This is a genomic window from Niallia yueguangensis (assembly GCF_052663115.1).
Genome location: NZ_JBQTCX010000012.1, coordinates 78,085 through 95,757 on the forward strand (window position 1 = coordinate 78,085; position 17,673 = coordinate 95,757).

The following is a 17,673-nucleotide window of genomic DNA, read 5'->3' on the forward strand; positions in this document are numbered from 1 at the left end:
AGACAGGGGGTGGTTATAATAAAATATATATCTGTTCAAGGTCTCGACAAATCATGTTCACAATTGGTTATAGGAACAGCAGATTTTTCCCGGAAGCGTTTGGATGCTGCATTTGAAATGCTCGACGCCTACGTCGAACGTGGCGGAAACACAATCGATACGGCAAATGCCTACGGGAACGGTGAAAGTGAGCTTGCGGTTGGCCAGTGGTTAAACTCCAGACAGCTTCGTAAAAATATCGTAATCATCGACAAGGGCGGCCATTTTCATGTGGATGCCCATCAAGCCATAGTAAACAGGCTGAATCCCCAAGCTGTTGCAGAGGATCTGGAGCGCAGTTTAGAGAGACTTCAAGTCGATTATATTGATATTTACTTGCTTCACCGTGATGACCTTTCTGTTCCGGTGCACGAAATAATAGATTTTCTTCAGGAGCCTATAAACTCCGGTCTGATTAAAGCTGTTGGAGCTTCCAATTGGTCGTATCAAAGGATAGACGAAGCGAATCGATATGCGGACAAAAAGGGCTATAACCGTCTAGTGGTCAACAGCCCTTCACTAAGCTTGGCAGCAATCAATGAGCCCCGCTGGCCTGGAACGGTGTACGTAGATCTAGCTTATCATGACTGGCAAAAAAAAACACAGATTCCATTATTTTCATGGTCAGCTCAAGCAGGCGGTTTCTTCTCAGGACGTTACGCGCCCGGGATTCGCTTAAGCGGGGACATCTTCCGAGTATATTACAATGATGATAACTGGGAACGATTCAATCGTGCGACAGAATTAGCCGCGCACAAGGGAAAGGGAATTACAGCAAATCATATTGCTTTAGCTTATGTACTAAACCAGCCCTACCCTGTTTGTGCAGTCATTGGACCTGAGTGCGCCGATGAATTAATCTCCAGCTTCAAAGTACTAGATATACGTTTGACTGATGAGGAACGTCTATGGCTTAACCTGGAACAAAGGTAGGGGGCAGGCTACTTCTCAATGCGGGTTTTTATTTAATGTATTTTGATAGGAGAAGTAAATGTGTGTTTTCTATTTCCTAAATGCCACTTTGAAGTCGTCTCCTAATCCCGATAAATTTCTGTTCTTTTACCTCAATTGTTTCATGGTCAGTATGGAAAATATAGTATTCACGAGAAGGGTCGGCTAAATGTAGTTTTTTGTATTCTTTCCATGCCAAAGTTGATTCGGGGAAATTTGATATGACTGATAGTTCTTCAAGATAGCGGATGGAATTTTTTGAGTAGGCAGAGATGGCTTCAACAAGTACCCATTGTTCTGGATAATGTTCACGAATTTACTCCCATTTCAATTTTTATATCCCTCCTACCCAATTCATGAGCGATATCTTGAAAATAGAAAAAGGTTCATATAACTCTAAAGCATCTTTATGAACCTTTTCATTTCCCCTACTATTTTTTCAGTGCCAAAATGGCCAGTCAGGAACAATACAGGTGCAGAACAAGTAATCCCCCCATCTAACTTAGCCTTTTGCCCGAATCCAATGATTTTGAATACCCTAACAAAATTCAGCTAGCACTGATAAATGGTTATGATTATGTAAAAGCATGAAGATTAAGCTGTTTTGGTTGATTTTCCGCATGAGTAAAAAAAGAAGCTATTTTGAAAATAATTAATCAAAATAACTTCTTTCTCTACTCATCTAGATAATATTTATACCTGTCCTATTAAGCTGCTGCAGACTTCTTAATAGAATCTATATAAGAATTTGCTTTTTCTTCATCAAATTGACCTTCCCATTTGGCAATAAAAACCGTTGCTACACAGTTTCCAGTCAAGTTAACAGCAGTACGCGCCATCTCTAAAATTCGATCAATACCCGCGATAAAAGCTAATCCTTCTACGGGAATGCCTACGGAACCTAGTGTTGCTAAAAGCACCACAAAGGATGTACCTGGAACAGCTGCAATTCCTTTTGATGTTAACATCAATACTAACATTAGTGAAATTTGCTCGGCGATAGATAAATGCACCCCATACATTTGGGCAATAAACAGCGCTGCTAACGCTTGATATAATGTTGCACCATCAAGATTAAATGTATATCCCGTCGGCAGCACAAATGATGTAATTCCTTTCGGACATCCATATGACTCTAACTTTTGCATTACCCGTGGCAAGACAGTTTCTGAACTTGCTGTGGAATAAGCGAGCAAGAGTTCATCTTTTACTAAACGCAGCAAAGGCATCAGTTTAATTTTGGCTATTTTACAAATCAATCCGAAGACTACCACAACTAAAAATAACATACTTGCATACACAAGTAGCGCAAACTTTCCTAGAGGAATCAGTGAAGATAATCCAAATTTAGAAACCGTTATCCCAATTAACGCAAATACACCAAATGGCGCTATTTTCATAATTTGGTTTGTCACCCAAAACATCGTGTCTGCAACACCTTGGAAAAAGGCTAAAACGGGTTTCCCTCTTTCTCCAATTGCTGCAACACCTATTCCAAATAGAACAGAAAAGAAAACTACAGCAAGCATGTCTCCTTGAGCGAAAGCATTAAAAATATTGGTAGGAATAATATTTACAAATGTATCTATAAAACTATGTTCTTCCACATTTTTTGTTGTTTCTACATAGGAAGAAATATCGGTTTTAGAGAGATGAGCCATATCGACTCCTGCTCCCGGCTGAAAAATATTCCCGAACAATAAACCTAAAATAATAGCGATTGTTGTAACAACCTCAAAATAAAGAATTGTCTTAAAACCTAGCTTCCCTATCTTCTTTAAATCACCAACACCTGCAATGCCAGCGATAATGGAAGAAACGACGATAGGCAGGACAATCATTTTAATAGAATGCATAAATATATCGGCAATTGGCTGTAAATAGGTAGATACAGACGGATTGCCGTAGTAAACAGCGCCAATAATAATCCCAAGGATCAACCCTACGAATATCTGCACTGCTAAAGAAAATTTTATTTTCTTCACCTTTTTCACTCCTTGCTTAAACAAAATATTTCATAATAAAATTAAAAATGGAATATATATTTCATAATAACCGTACCTTTACAAAAAAGAAAGGGGGTATCAAAATTTTTTGACATTTTAGAGTAGACGTTTAATATACACCAAAAACCAAATATCATTATTTTAGAAAAACAAAAAAACATAAGCCCATTAAAGACTTATGTTCATTGTTTTTTATAAAAAACATCTAAGTTTTCCCAAACATCTTCCAGCAAAGCCAGTTTATCTTGAAAATTTGTTTGGTTTGCTTTTGCTACAGCAATAATTAAGGCATTAATAAGACTAAACGGTGCAACAAACGATTCGATAAAACTTAGCATTTGACTGTTTGCCGTTAATGTTATATCTGCATGTGGAACAAGAGGAGACAGCAAGTTATCCGTAATCGCAATAGTGGTCGCTTTTCTTTTCTTTGCATAAGACAATACTTGTACCGTACTTTTCGCATACCGTGCAAAACTAATGCCAACCACAACATCCTCTTCACTCAAATCGTAAAGATGCTCTGAAGCAGTTTCGATCAGATGGATTAGTTCTACTTTTTCTAACATAAATTGGAGATAATATTGTAGAAAAACACCTAATGCCGTCGCACTCCTATTTGCTACAATATAGATGCTTTTTCCCTTAGCTAATGCTTCTACAGCTTCTTTAAAAGCTTCCATATCCAACTTTTCGATGGTGGCTCTAACATTTTCGATATCGCCTAAAAAGATATCGTATACTGCTTGACCTTCATCCACATACATCTTCTTTGACAATGCAAATTTTTCAGTTGAGGTAAGCTGCCGTTGTGCATTACTTTGCAGTTCCTGATGTAATTCTGGATATCCGGAATAGCCTAAATAGGTGGCAAACCGAATAACCGTTGCATGACCGACACCTGCAACTTGTGCCAATTTATCCGCCGTTAAAAAAGGAACTGTATTAGGATTTCCCAAAATATATTTGGCAATTTTTTGATAAGACTTGCTCATACTTGGAAAAAGCTCTGCGATGCGCTTATTAATATTTCCCATTAAATCTGTAATCTCCTTTTCCTATCATTGCTTTTATGTACTGAACTCCTGATCATATTTTCTTAATAATCTAAAAACTAAAACAGCAATATTTTTTATTTTAATATAATAATTTTCTTGTGTGTGTTTCCTAAAAACTAGTGATAAATAAAAATGTAGTACCAGAAATAGTAGTATACATTCTTTTTCCATTGCGATAACATATCGTTCTTCACAATATCATACCATAAAAATTTTGATAGATATAATTGCAAAAAGTGCCTGACCTCCAATGCATTAAAGCATTACCGTAACGAGGGCCAGGCTACTCTATTCATCTTCTAATTCATCATCAAAGTCATCATCATCTGCCACGTAAGGGTGGGGATTGTTTTGAATAAAGCGTACTGCATTTAACCCAATCATTTGAGCGGGTATGGATGTGTTGCCATCTGGCAAAATAGGAGAAATGGATAGGTCGGCTACTTTAAGGTTTTTTGTTCCGAAACATCGAGGAATTCATTGACAACTCCATCTTCAATGCATTTCGCCATTTTACATTGCCCCCCGTAATGGAAGAAATTCGAATAAGACGCTCTTACATAATCCCCAAGCTTTCTCCTTTTTTCCGCCTCATTAGGAATAGTAAAGATCTCTTCCGAAGGGTATACCACTTTATGAATACCGCTGTTATTTTTTCTAGCCTCTTTAATAATATTGTATATGTTGATATATTGATCAACCAAGAAATCTAAATCATTCGTATTTGACTGCAAAGGATTGAAGGAAAACGACGGAAGGGCCTCTGGATCGCTATGGGAGGCCATAATTGTACCCCTGCTTCCTGGGTTGAGATCTATAAGACCAAAACTCATAACATTGGTTTGCTTAGTTAAATCTAGATCCCACTCATTACTAGCTACATCAGGAGCAGGAATAAAGAGGGGTGCAGGAGCTCCTAGTATTTGAAGACGGCGGCCTTCCAAGCTATCCTTATGCTCTGATATAAAAGCACCCAAGGCAATAGGCTGATTTGGATCAGCTGCAACAATCGGTAATATCTGAGATGTATCCAGCTCAACTCCAAAGCCGGCATACGCTTGAGTTTGCAGATTGTAGCCTACGTTGGGATTTTCAATCATTGGTATAATTCCTGCATTAAACAAATCGCTGGATTTGCCAATTCCTGATCGTTGTAAAATGACAGAGGAAAAAAATCCTGCCGAAACGACAACACCTTTTCGGGCAAACGTTTTATGAGAAATACTATTCTTGACATACTGGACGCCAATGGCGATCATCTGCCCTTTCTTTTTCTTAAATAAGATTTTATTCACCGTCGTTTTAGCGAAAATGAACAGCTTTCTCTTCCCAGCCCCCAGTTCATCTGAAAAAAACTCATTACCCTGAGTTACAATCCCCTCATTCAAATATCCCGTTGCGGTCGATGATCGGGTAATGGTACCACCAACCTCCTTCTGGATAAATTGGTTTTTATAAAAGGTACAGTCTCGTACACCTGTGTTATAGTCCTCAACAATATCAATGTCTAATACTTCCGCTGTTGCATTTGTCAGCGATTCGATAAGTCCATTCGATGGTATATGCTGTTGCCTAACAAATATAGGTCCCTTTCTTCCCCTTTCACTCGGACTTTGTGTTTGTCCTGTATAGGTTTCATTTTCAATAAACAGACGACGGACTTGATCGTAGCTCCATTGGTCGTTGCCAACAAGAGCTGCCCATTCGTTATAAAGTTCTCTACTCCCGCGGACAGCATACATATCGTTAACTTCTGAGCTTCCACCAATGACCCGCCCATTGACCGTAACAAGCTGCCGTACAAGGGATGGCTCTAATCTAGAGATAAGGTTGAAGGCAAATTTATTGTTACTTGCCAAAGTAATAGCTTCTAAAATATCCGGACTGCTTAACTGATCCGTACTATTTATTCCCTGTTCAAGGACAAGGACGGAAGTACGTCGGTCATCCGTTAATTTTTTAGCTACTACCCCGCCCGCTGTTCCGGCACCAATGACAATATAATCAAAAACATCCTTTTTATGTCCCATAAATCTATCTACCTACTTTCATATTTAAATATTGACCTTATAGGTATCAAGATATGATATGTAGACAAGCTCTTTTTGTATAAATAGAGTTACTAAAGTGTATAACTCATTTTTAGCCCTATTCACCATTCAATATTGCTGCTACGGTTACCTTTAGCAAATGTTATTAATCTGCCATGACAAGACTCGGAAACATGCTTAGAACTAGAAAATGATTATTACTTATGATACGGTTCTCCGTAATGTGTCTAAAAGAGTTTTTATTTTTAAATACTAATGGATTAGATTATACTATTGATAAAGATGACACGATAAAGAAATTTTTAACATCTTAGAAACTTCAACGGTAAACACTTCATAATAATGACCAGCAATCCCTAAATCTTCTATGTTATTTGTCACTTCAAAGTTTAAGATCGTTTTGTACAACGGAGATAGACTCCATAGCCAATTGAGAAAACATTGATTGTAATTGAAAATTAAAATTTTACCATCAAAATTATTTTAAATACTATGCATTCTGAACTTACAAAAAATACCACAACTATTTTACAATGGTTATTAAAATAAATCACGATAAAATTACGTATAATAAAATTGAGTTTTATTCTTGACAAAACAATAAGATTTATATAATAATAAATTTGAAATTAGAATTATTATTTTTAACCAATAATAATAAAAAACAATTATTTTTGATTATTTATTGGTTATTTAAAGTTTTGACTATATGTCTAAACTTACTAATAAAAACACTAGGAGGAATTTATTATGTCTTTAATCGGAAAAGAAGTACAACCATTCAAAGCACAAGCTTTCCAAAAAGGTCAATTTATCGAGGTTACTGAAGAAAACTTAAAAGGACAGTGGAGCGTATTTTGCTTTTATCCAGCAGACTTTACATTTGTGTGCCCTACTGAGCTTGAGGATCTACAAAACCAATACGCTGCTCTAAAAGAACTTGGAGTTGAAGTATATTCTGTTTCAACGGATACTCATTTTACACATAAAGCATGGCACGATCATTCAGAAGCTATTGGTAAAATCGAATATATTATGATCGGCGACCCTTCACAAAAAATCTCTCGCAACTTCGATGTATTAAACGAAGAAGAAGGTCTTGCAGATCGCGGTACTTTCATCATCGATCCAGACGGCATCGTTCAAGCAGTTGAAATCAATGCAGGCGGCATCGGCCGTGATGCAAGCACTCTTGTAAACAAAATTAAAGCAGCACAATATGTTCGCAACAATCCAGGTGAAGTTTGCCCAGCAAAATGGCAAGAAGGTTCTGAAACACTTAAACCAAGCCTTGATCTTGTAGGAAAAATTTAAGGAGTACGATCAATGATACTAGATGCAGATATAAAAGCACAATTAGCCCAATATCTTCCATTGATGGAGGGCGATGTGCTACTTAAAGTAAGTGCAGGATCCGATGATGTATCTCGCGACATGGTGGCTCTAGTGGATGAATTAGCCACCATGTCATCCAACATTAAAGTGGAAAAAACACAATTACCGAAAACTCCAAGCTTCAGTGTAAATCGTATCGGCGAAGATACTGGAGTAACTTTCGCTGGAATCCCTCTTGGGCACGAATTTACTTCATTAGTGTTGGCTCTCTTGCAGGTAAGCGGCAGAGCTCCGAAGGTTGACCAGAAAGTAATTGATCAAGTGAAAAGCATTAAAGGCGACTATCACTTTGAATCTTACATTAGCTTAAGCTGTCACAACTGTCCTGATGTTGTGCAAGCACTGAACTTGATGAGCGTTCTTAACCCTGGCATTACACATACTATGATTGATGGTGCAGCGTTTAAAGAAGAGGTTGAAAGCAAAAACATCATGGCAGTACCAACTGTGTTCCTAAATGGGGAATCATTCGGCAGCGGTCGTATGTCACTAGAGGAAATACTTGCCAAGGTAGGTAGTACTCCAGATGCATCAGAATTTGCCGATAAGGATCCATTCGATGTGCTTGTTATTGGAGGCGGACCATCTGGTGCAAGTGCAGCAATCTATGCAGCACGTAAAGGTATTCGTACAGGCATTGTTGCTGAACGCTTTGGCGGTCAGATTATGGATACAGTGGGCATTGAGAACTTTATCAGTGTAAAGTACACCGAAGGTCCTAAGCTTGCAGCAAGCCTTGAAGAACACGTGAAAGAGTATGACATTGATGTCATGAATTTACAACGTGCTAAACGTTTAGAAAAGAAAGACTTAATTGAAGTTGAATTGGAAAACGGTGCTGTTCTAAAGAGCAAAAGCGTAATCCTTTCAACAGGTGCTCGTTGGCGCAATGTTGGTGTACCAGGAGAAGCCGAGTTTAAGAACAAAGGTGTAGCATACTGCCCTCATTGTGATGGTCCATTGTTTGCAGGAAAACGTGTAGCCGTTATTGGCGGCGGTAATTCCGGTGTTGAAGCAGCAATTGATCTCGCTGGAATTGTAAAACATGTAACAGTTCTAGAATTTAACTCAGAACTGAAAGCTGATTCTGTATTGCAAGAACGTCTTTACAGCCTGCCTAATGTAACAGTCATAAAGAATGCTCAAACAAAAGAAATTACCGGCACTGACAAAGTAAACGGCATTTCCTACATGGAACGTGATACAGAAGAAGTGAAACATATTGAACTAGAGGGTGTGTTTGTTCAGATCGGTCTTGTACCAAATACGGATTGGTTAGGTGAAACCGTTGAACGTACTAGAATCGGTGAAATCGTTGTAGATAATCATGGATCAACGAACATACCTGGAGTGTTTGCTGCAGGAGACTGCACAAATAATCCATATAAGCAGATCATTATTTCAATGGGATCGGGAGCTAATGCATCTTTAGGTGCCTTTGATTATCTCATCCGAAATTAATGGACGTTTATTATTTTACCTTATAAGATACGAATAAAACCCTCATTTAGGTTCACTGTTGATGTACCTAAATGAGGGTTTTTAATGTATTTTGATAGGAGAAGTAAATGTGTTTTTCTAATTCCTAAACACCTCTTTTTATCCCAATAAATTTCCACATTCTTTCAATCTTTCTATATTTGATTGTTCCTTTACCAGCAGGTCCAAGAAGTTTTTTAACTTTTTAACATTGTACTTGAGAAGTTGGATCAACCTCTTCATTCAGATGTAAGTACATCTCAATGCTGGAGTAATTTCGGTTAATCTTACATTATTGCTATTATCATAAGAAAGTTGTACTAAAACTCCACCCTTATCTATTTACGTTTGTTAAAATTCAAAGAGTAGTTTTTTAATACTCAAGCAGGTTACCTAAAGAAAAACTTAAAACAACTTGTACATCCAGGTATTGTTAAGGTATAACATTAACAGGATTTATGAAAGTAGGTAGTTTGAATGAAAACTGAAAAAGAAAAAATGTTAGCGGGAGAAATGTATAATCCTGCTGACCCAGAATTATTAAAGGACCGAAAAAATGCTAGAAGACTAGCTAGAATGTATAATCAAACTTTAGAAGACGAAGATGACAAACGACTTAAACTATTAAAAGAGTTATTGGGTTCGACTGGAGAAAACGTATATATGGAACCAAATATAAGGATTGATTATGGCTATAACACATATGTAGGAGATAACTTTTTTGCAAACTTTGACTGTACTATCTTAGATGTTTGTGAAGTACGATTTGGGGATAATTGTATGCTTGGACCTGGCGTAAATATCTACACTGCATCTCATCCTCTTAATCCAATTGAACGGAACTCTGGAAAAGAGTACGCAAAACCAATTACGATCGGAAACAATGTATGGATTGGTGGGAGTGCAATAATAAATCCAGGAGTTACGATAGGTGACAATGTTGTTATTGCATCAGGTGCAGTTGTTACTAAAGATGTGCCCGATAACGTTGTAGTTGGAGGTAATCCAGCTAAAGTAATTAAAAAAATTGAAATGTAAGTTATCTTTTATCGGGCATACTATAATAAATTAGGGAAACCTTTTGTAGTTCTGGTTTCCCTATTTTTTAAATTAAAGCTGTATAGGAATCTTATAATACTATAGTTCGCTTCCTTATAGAAAGACAACGGTCAATAAAACCTAAAGAAATTGCAAAAATATTTCAAGTTCATCCTAGGACTATTACAAAATGGGCAGAGACTTGGTTTAAACTGTTTCTAAACTACATCCACAGAATTAACTTTATTCGGCAAGTTTTCGCTTAGACCAAGTGCCTGCGCTGTTGAAGTATGAATTTCGTGGAAAAGCTCTGGGTTTTCCACTAGTGACACGCCATAAGAAGGAATCATTTCTTTTATTTTCGGCTCCCACTCTTTTATATGCTGCGGGAAGCATTTTTTTATTACCTCAAGCATGACGTGAACAGCGGTTGAAGCACCCGGTGAAGCGCCGAGCAATGCAGCTATCGAGCCATCAGCGGCACTAACAACTTCCGTACCAAATTGAAGCGTTCCTTTGCCGCCTTCAACAGTATCTTTGATAACTTGCACACGTTGGCCCGCTACCACTAAATCCCAATCCTCGCTTTTGGCATTTGGAACAAACTCACGTAATTCTTCCATGCGCTGTTCTTTCGATAACATAAGTTGCTGGATCAGGTATTTTGTCAATGGAATGTTTTTTGCGCCTGACGCCAACATAGTGACAAGATTATCCGGTTTTACGGAAGTTACCAAATCGAACATTGAACCAGTTTTTAAAAACTTTGGTGAGAAGCCAGCAAACGGTCCAAATAGCAACGATTTTTTGTTGTCGATATATCTTGTGTCAAGATGCGGAACAGACATTGGCGGAGCACCAACCGAAGCTTTGCCGTATACTTTTGCATGATGCTGCTCTACAATATCCGGATTGTTACACACCATAAATAGTCCACTTACAGGGAATCCTCCAATATGTTTCCCTTCAGGAATACCAGATTTTTGCAGTAAATGCACGCTTCCTCCCCCAGCGCCGATAAAGACGAATTTTGCAGTATGGCGTTCGACAGTACCGGTATCGAGATTTTTCACTTTCAATTCCCACAATCCGTCGCTAGTACGTTTAATATTATTAACACTATGTTTGTAGTTTATATCGACATTATTACTCTTTAAGTGGTCAAACAACATACGCGTTAAAGTGCCAAAGTTGACATCAGTTCCAGAATCGATTTTTGTTGCCGCTATAGGTTCATTTAAAGTTCGGTCTTTCAACATAAGCGGAATCCATTCCATCAGTTTTTCCGGGTCATCGGAAAATTCCATCCCTTGGAACAGAGGGTTGTTTGAAAGGGCTTCAAAACGTTTTTTCAAAAAATTCACATTTTGTTCCCCATGTACGTAACTCATATGAGGCAATGGCATGATAAAGTCCTGCGGATTACGTATCAAATTGCTATTTACAAGATAAGACCAGAACTGTCTTGAAAGCTGAAACTGTTCATTAATTTTTATAGCTTTGCTAATATCTACAGATCCATCCGCCTTTTCGACAGTATAGTTAAGCTCGCACAGTGCAGCATGCCCCGTTCCCGCATTATTCCATTCGTTAGAGCTTTCCTCTCCTGCGTCTGCGAGTTTCTCAAACACGGTAATTTTCCAGTTCGGTACTAGTTCTTTCAGCAGTGTCCCCAAAGTCGCACTCATGACTCCGGCACCAATTAAGATAACGTCTGTTTTAGTTTGTCTATTACTCATTTTTACCATATCCTTACCCTAAGATTTACAGAAAGGATGTAGACGCTCCTGCTTAAGCGTCACAGTAAGCCAAAACGCAACCTAGGAACACACCTTTTCTGTATCGATTATAACCTGATTATATAAGTCGCATTAATACGAATTATCTATTCACTTCTCTCAATCTTCATAAAACTATCTTCTCTAGTATTGTATGCCTTATTTTTTCTGGAGACTTAAAAACCTACTGTTTTTGCTCCTCAAATTTTTATTATACCATTATTAATCCATCAATTAAATCAAGCATAATTTACACTTATATCCAAAAACACACAAAGAAAAAACCATACCTTTTACAGTACAGTTTTATAAAAAAACTTATTTACTTGTGGTATGGTTCCCCCCGATTAATCCGAAACGCCCGATAAACCTGCTCCACCAATATCAACCGCATTAACTGATGTGGGAAAGTCATCTTACTGAAAGACAGTTTATCATCTGCACGCTTTAATACTTCGTCACTTAGTCCTAAAGATCCGCCGATAATAAAGGTGACTTTGCTTTTTCCGTATGTTGCGAGTTTATCTAATGTATCGGCCAATTCTTCGGAGGATTTTTGTTTTCCTTCGATGGCGAGTGCGATGACGTGGGCATCTGCCGCAACTTTGGCTAAAATTCTTTCTCCCTCTTTTTTCTTAACTTGTTCCATTTCGGCATCGCTTAGAATTTCTGGGGCTTTTTCGTCTGGGACTTCGATTATTTCTATTTTAGAATAGCTTGATAGTCGTTTTGTGTATTCTTCGATTCCTTGTTTTAAATATTTTTCTTTTAGTTTTCCAACCGTTATTATTGAGATATTCACATGTATTCCTCACTTTACGAACAACATATCCACATAAGTTATCCACATATCCACATTTCAAATCCACATATAGTGGCAGATCACTTGTTTGCCACCATATATATTGCAGTATTTTTGCAATATTCACAGGTTGTTGATAACTTTTCTTCGTCTGAAATTTTTTCTAATATCGGAAAGGTTTCATACTCATTTACTACCGTATCTATTGCTATATCTATATGTTCTTCACAACTATAAATCATTTTCCTACTCCTTTTTGCTTATATTTGTCGTTATTTTCTGATTATATTTGTGGATAACTTTATTTTTCTTTGTTTTAATACTTATCCACACTTCATCTTAACATTCCAGATAAAAACTGCAACTATTCCACAAAAAATTTATCAACAAATCAACAAAAGCGCAAGCGCCGGCCAGCTAAATGCGCCACGTCCTATGGTAATGCCGGCACTAGTACATCCTGTACGTCGGAGCTAGACAATTATCTAACTTGAAACATCTAAATTCTGATATTACGAAAAAACAGGAAGGAACTTCATCCTTCCTGTTCTTATGCAATTTACATCTTATCCTCTGACAGCTTTACCTCTGTCGTTTGCAGCTTTCCATTTCGATAAAATTTAATTTGTAAGGTGTCGCCTATTTTTTTCTTCGTATAAAGATGTTTGCGTAATTCAATTAAGTCTGGCATTTTTTCTCCATCTAACTGTACGATCACGTCTAATTCTTTTAAGCCTGCTTTTTGTGCTGGAGAATTAGGACTTACACCTTTAATCGCTACACCAGCTGTTACTCCTTCAGGCAGTTTTAATGCTTCTCTTTGATAATATCCTGGTATATCACTAACGGACTGAAGCTCTACTCCCATATATGGTCTTTTTACTTCTCCATGACGCTCTAAATCGTTGATGATTGGCTCCGCTGCGTTAATAGGAATAGCAAGGCCGATTCCTTCTACTGCTGATTCGGCAATTTTCATGCTGTTGATTCCGATAAGCTGGCCGGCAATATTAACAAGAGCGCCTCCGCTGTTTCCCGGGTTAATCGCTGCATCGGTTTGAATGACTTCTGATTGCCAATCGGTAACACCATCTTCATTAATATCCACAGGAATGGTTCGTTCTAATCCGGACACAATCCCTTGGGTAACAGAGCCGGAGAATGTCATGCCAAGTGGATTTCCAATCGCGATAACAGGCTCTCCTGTTTTTAGCGTATCCGAGTTGCCAAATTCAGCTATCTTGCTGATTTCTTTTCCGTTTACCTCTACTACAGCTAAATCGGTCCATACATCGCTGCCGACGAGTTTTGCACCTATTTTTTTTCCTTCTGCCAATGTTACCTCTAGCTCGGTAGCACCTTCAACGACATGATTATTCGTAACTATATAGGCTTTATCGCCGCTTTTTTTATAAATCACGCCCGAACCTGTCCCGGCTTCTTGTGCGGCCGTATCTTTCCAAAAGTTTGCCGATTGTAAATTGCTTATCGCAACTACCGCATCTGCGGCTTTATCGACTGCCTTCGTTACATCTGTTTCTACATTTAAGGAAACATTTTTTGTTTGTGTGCCATTTTCATCCGTTGTAATCGTATTTTCCTCTACTTGTCCATAAGAAAAAATGCCATACTCTGCTAACCAAGGTAGAAATAAAAGGACAAGCAATGCACCAATAATTGCTCCAATTAATCCAGAAAAGAAGTAGCCGCGCCTTCTTTTCGTTGGTTTTTCCCTACTATTATCATAATCGTAATCACCGTAAGGCATTTACATCATTCCTTTCAGACTAATTATTTTCTAGTATGTCCTTACCGAATAAGAAACAACAAAATAAATTCTTTATTATTTTTCCTAACTCGTTACAATTTCATGAACCTTTGGTCAACATTACATAAATTGCATCTTCATCCGGGGAAAATATGTTTCATGATAGAGCTTTTTTAAACATGTACTTCGATGAAAATGGAGGCTTCAATATAATGGACAAAAAAATGAATCTGATTGTGTTTAGTGGTGACTATGATAAAGCAATGGCTGCACTTATTTTGGCGAACAGTGCAAGGGAATTAGAAGTGGATGTAACGATTTTTTTCGCCTTTTGGGGTTTATCCTTGATACGAGACCCTGAAAAAATGAACAACGAGGACAAAACTGCTTATGAGAAAATGATCGCGATGCTGACGCCTAAAGGTCCTGAAGAGCTTTCCTTATCAAAGATGAACTTTGCTGGGCTGGGCAAAAAAATGATGCTTGAGATGATCGATGAGCACGATGCTCCACATCTGATTCATTTTTTAAAAGGAGCACGGAAAAAACAAGTGAAGTTCTATGCTTGTAAATTATCTGTTGAGATTATGGGATTTAAAGCAGAAGAGTTTATTCCTGAAGTGGAAATTGTCGATGCCAAAACGTACTTGCGTGATGCATTGGAGGCGAATATCCAGCTATTTATATAAAGATTATGGCAAAATGATGACATTTGCCCACATATATTAACCCAGATGCAGCTATGAACATACATTTACATCATGATATGGAAAGGAGATACTTCACATTGCTGCATGTAAAAATCGAAAATACTTCTTATGAATATTACGGCGAACTGGAAACGTATTTTGGGCAATTTAGAAAACATGTCATTGGCATCGATCAGCACTTTATTTCCCGACATGGAAGCAAAAAAATCATCTATGCGGATTGGACCGCCAGCGGACGGTTATATCGTCCGATTGAGGAAAAGATTATCAATCAGTTTGGCCCTTTCGTCGCAAATACACATACTGAAACGAATGTAACGGCTACGATTATGACGGATGCCTATAATCAAGCGAGAAAAATGATTAAGAATCATGTTGGTGCTGACGAAGATGATGTGCTCATTTCAGCAGGCTCCGGAATGACTGCGGCTATCAATAAGCTTCAGCGCTTATTAGGATTAAAAATTCCGGAAAAATTTAAAAAACGTATGAAGATTGCTGAAGAGGATAGACCTGTCATTTTCGTTACGCATATGGAACATCACTCCAACCAACTATCATGGATCGAGACGATTGGCGAAGTGGTTTGTCTTGAACCGGCTTCCGATGGCACCATTGATATCGGCCGTTTGGAACAATTACTACTGTTGTATAAAAACCGAAAAATGAAGATCGGATCATTCACCGCTTGTTCCAATGTCACTGGCATCCAAACTCCTTACCATCAATTAGCGAAAATCATGCATGAACACGGTGGAATCTGTTTTATCGACTTTTCGGCTTCTGCCCCATACGTTGATATCAATCTGCACCCTAAATCTCCTCTTGAAAAATTAGACGGCATTTTCTTTTCTCCCCATAAATTTTTAGGAGGTCCCGGCAGCAGCGGCATTTTAGTAATGGATTCAAAATTATGTCTAAGCAATATTCCTGATCATCCTGGAGGAGGTACTGTCTTATGGACGAACCCTTGGGGCGGCCATCGTTACCTCCCAGATGTTGAAATGCGTGAAGACGGGGGAACACCTGGTTTTTTACAGACGATAAAAACAGCGTTGTGCATAAAATTAAAAGAAACGATGGGAATTGACAACATCTTGCAAAGAGAAAAAGAAATATTGCATATTTTGCTGCCTCCATTGTCAGCGATTCCTGGATTGCATATTTTAGATGAGCTAATAGAAGATAGAATAGGGATTGTTTCATTTTATATAGAGAAAATCCATTACAATCTGTTGGCAAGGGTGCTAAACGACCGATTTGGCATACAAGTAAGAGGAGGGTGCTCATGTGCAGGAACCTATGGACATTATTTATTCGACATGAATAAAGAAAAATCAAAAGAATGGACCGATTTGATTGATCAAGGAGATTTATCATCCAAACCTGGCTGGGTGCGACTTTCCATCCACCCGATAATGACAAACGCAGAAATCTACTACATCATTAAATCCATTAAAGATACGATAAAGCATATCGATGAGTGGCAAAAGGACTACATTTATGAAAGAAAAACCAATGATTTTCACCACAAAGACTATCAAAAAAATGATAACATTCAAGATTGGTTTGAGATGAACCACTAGGTGTGATCTTTTTCATGTATGCAAGCCTCCCACGCAATAAAGGCGGCGCGAGCGAAGCCTCACCTTACTCTTACACAAAATATGAAGCACTCTATTTATTTACAATAGGCGTAGCTCCGCCCCTTTTCCACTAGCAAAAGACGATTGGGATGAATCCAATCGTCTTATTATAAAAACATTTAACGTAGTTTAACGATTAAAGCACGTATTCAAACTTCCTCTTAAATAGCTGTCAACACAGTAGGAACTTTAGGATCTGTATCATGTAAGGCTAGACCATCATGCAAGGAAATTCCTCTGCTTTCCAGCGTCTGGCTGACTGACATTCTTGCTAAATCCTTTATGTTGTTATCCTGGCTTAAATGAGCCAAATAAATACGTTTTGTTCGATCACCGATTACTTCGCTCATGGCGATGGCTGCATCTTCATTCGATACATGTCCAACATCACTTAGTATTCGTCTTTTAATATTCCATGGATATTTTCCCATCCGCAGCATTTGAACATCGTGGTTGCTTTCAAATACGTAAGAATCGGCATTAGTGATGATGCCTTTCATCCGGTCGCTGACGTATCCAGTGTCTGTAATCAGCACAAGCTTTTTATCCCCTTCATGAAAAACATAAAACATTGGCTCTGCCGCATCATGGGAAACTCCAAAAGATTCGATGGACAGATCGCCAAATGTTTTCACTGTTTCCATATCAAAATGGAATTTCTGTTCTAAAGGAATTTCCCCAATTAAAGGATTCATTGCGTTCCAAGTTTTTTCATTTGCGTATATTGGCAATTTATATTTACGAGCAACAATGCCAACCCCTTTTATATGGTCGCTATGCTCATGGGTTACTAATATTCCGGTTAACTTATCCATTTTTCGGTCGATTTGTTGAAACAGCGACTCCATTTGCTTGCCGCTTAATCCAGCATCCACTAAAAAAGAATATTCCCCACTTTCCACATAAATGGCATTCCCCGTACTCCCACTAGCGAGAACACTAAAATGCATTT

The 17,673-nt window shown here is 38.1% G+C and carries 14 protein-coding genes and 1 pseudogene; 6 read left to right on the top strand and 9 right to left on the bottom strand.

All coding sequences use genetic code 11. The annotated features are described in order from the left end of the window. The first annotated feature begins 9 nt into the window (after nucleotides 1-9). Nucleotides 10-972 (top strand): aldo/keto reductase, encoded by a 963-nt coding sequence (locus ACTYA4_RS12880; protein ID WP_443482734.1) that lies wholly within the window; start codon nucleotides 10-12, stop codon nucleotides 970-972. 725 nt (nucleotides 973-1,697) lie between these two features. Here the strand turns inward: ACTYA4_RS12880 and ACTYA4_RS12885 are convergent. The 4 genes and pseudogenes from ACTYA4_RS12885 to ACTYA4_RS12900 form a co-directional block, all read right to left on the bottom strand. Then, nucleotides 1,698-2,966 carry a cation:dicarboxylate symporter family transporter gene (locus ACTYA4_RS12885; RefSeq protein ID WP_445505684.1) on the bottom strand — a complete coding sequence of 423 codons (1,269 nt, stop codon included), beginning with the start codon at nucleotides 2,964-2,966 and terminating at the stop codon, nucleotides 1,698-1,700. A 212-nt stretch (nucleotides 2,967-3,178) separates the two neighbouring features. Then, on the bottom strand, nucleotides 3,179-4,033 hold the full coding sequence (locus ACTYA4_RS12890) for a MurR/RpiR family transcriptional regulator (protein ID WP_443482736.1): 855 nt from the start codon (nucleotides 4,031-4,033) through the stop codon (nucleotides 3,179-3,181). Between the two features lie 309 nt (nucleotides 4,034-4,342). Further along, a pseudogene (locus tag ACTYA4_RS12895) lies at nucleotides 4,343-6,084 on the bottom strand (GMC family oxidoreductase). 291 nt (nucleotides 6,085-6,375) lie between these two features. Next, the gene (locus tag ACTYA4_RS12900) at nucleotides 6,376-6,513 is read right to left on the bottom strand and encodes a hypothetical protein (protein WP_443482737.1); all 138 of its coding nucleotides are present in this window, start codon (nucleotides 6,511-6,513) and stop codon (nucleotides 6,376-6,378) included. A gap of 342 nt (nucleotides 6,514-6,855) precedes the next feature. Here ACTYA4_RS12900 and ahpC point away from each other — a divergent pair, with 342 nt between their 5' ends. The 3 genes from ahpC to ACTYA4_RS12915 all read left to right on the top strand — a co-directional run bounded on the left by ahpC (nucleotide 6,856) and on the right by ACTYA4_RS12915 (nucleotide 10,017). Then, on the top strand, nucleotides 6,856-7,419 hold the full coding sequence (gene ahpC / locus ACTYA4_RS12905) for an alkyl hydroperoxide reductase subunit C (RefSeq protein WP_443482738.1): 564 nt from the start codon (nucleotides 6,856-6,858) through the stop codon (nucleotides 7,417-7,419). Nucleotides 7,420-7,431: 12 nt separating this feature from the next. Next, a complete protein-coding gene (gene ahpF / locus ACTYA4_RS12910; protein ID WP_443482739.1) occupies nucleotides 7,432-8,961 on the top strand; it encodes an alkyl hydroperoxide reductase subunit F in 1,530 nt (509 codons plus the stop codon). 495 nt (nucleotides 8,962-9,456) lie between these two features. Further along, entirely contained in the window at nucleotides 9,457-10,017 is a 561-nt protein-coding gene (locus ACTYA4_RS12915; protein ID WP_443482740.1) for a sugar O-acetyltransferase, read from the top strand. A 218-nt stretch (nucleotides 10,018-10,235) separates the two neighbouring features. Here ACTYA4_RS12915 and ACTYA4_RS12920 read toward each other — a convergent pair whose 3' ends face one another. The 4 genes from ACTYA4_RS12920 to ACTYA4_RS12935 form a co-directional block, all read right to left on the bottom strand. Beyond that, the gene (locus tag ACTYA4_RS12920; RefSeq protein WP_443482741.1) at nucleotides 10,236-11,756 is read right to left on the bottom strand and encodes a malate:quinone oxidoreductase; all 1,521 of its coding nucleotides are present in this window, start codon (nucleotides 11,754-11,756) and stop codon (nucleotides 10,236-10,238) included. 361 nt (nucleotides 11,757-12,117) lie between these two features. After that, entirely contained in the window at nucleotides 12,118-12,597 is a 480-nt protein-coding gene (gene rlmH / locus ACTYA4_RS12925) for a 23S rRNA (pseudouridine(1915)-N(3))-methyltransferase RlmH (RefSeq protein ID WP_443482742.1), read from the bottom strand. Nucleotides 12,598-12,677: 80 nt separating this feature from the next. After that, entirely contained in the window at nucleotides 12,678-12,839 is a 162-nt protein-coding gene (locus ACTYA4_RS12930; protein ID WP_443482743.1) for a CxxH/CxxC protein, read from the bottom strand. A gap of 317 nt (nucleotides 12,840-13,156) precedes the next feature. Further along, nucleotides 13,157-14,365, bottom strand: a complete 1,209-nt coding sequence (locus ACTYA4_RS12935; RefSeq protein ID WP_443482744.1) for a S1C family serine protease — start codon at nucleotides 14,363-14,365, stop codon at nucleotides 13,157-13,159. A 212-nt stretch (nucleotides 14,366-14,577) separates the two neighbouring features. On the opposite strand from ACTYA4_RS12935, the gene ACTYA4_RS12940 reads away from it, so the two are divergent. Next, nucleotides 14,578-15,054 carry a DsrE/DsrF/DrsH-like family protein gene (locus ACTYA4_RS12940; protein ID WP_443482745.1) on the top strand — a complete coding sequence of 159 codons (477 nt, stop codon included), beginning with the start codon at nucleotides 14,578-14,580 and terminating at the stop codon, nucleotides 15,052-15,054. Between the two features lie 77 nt (nucleotides 15,055-15,131). After that, nucleotides 15,132-16,661 (top strand): aminotransferase class V-fold PLP-dependent enzyme, encoded by a 1,530-nt coding sequence (locus ACTYA4_RS12945; protein WP_443482757.1) that lies wholly within the window; start codon nucleotides 15,132-15,134, stop codon nucleotides 16,659-16,661. Between the two features lie 221 nt (nucleotides 16,662-16,882). On the opposite strand, the gene ACTYA4_RS12950 is transcribed toward ACTYA4_RS12945, so the two are convergent. Beyond that, complete coding sequence (locus ACTYA4_RS12950) at nucleotides 16,883-17,671, bottom strand: MBL fold metallo-hydrolase (protein WP_443482746.1); 789 nt, start codon at nucleotides 17,669-17,671, stop codon at nucleotides 16,883-16,885. Nucleotides 17,672-17,673: the final 2 nt, after the last annotated feature.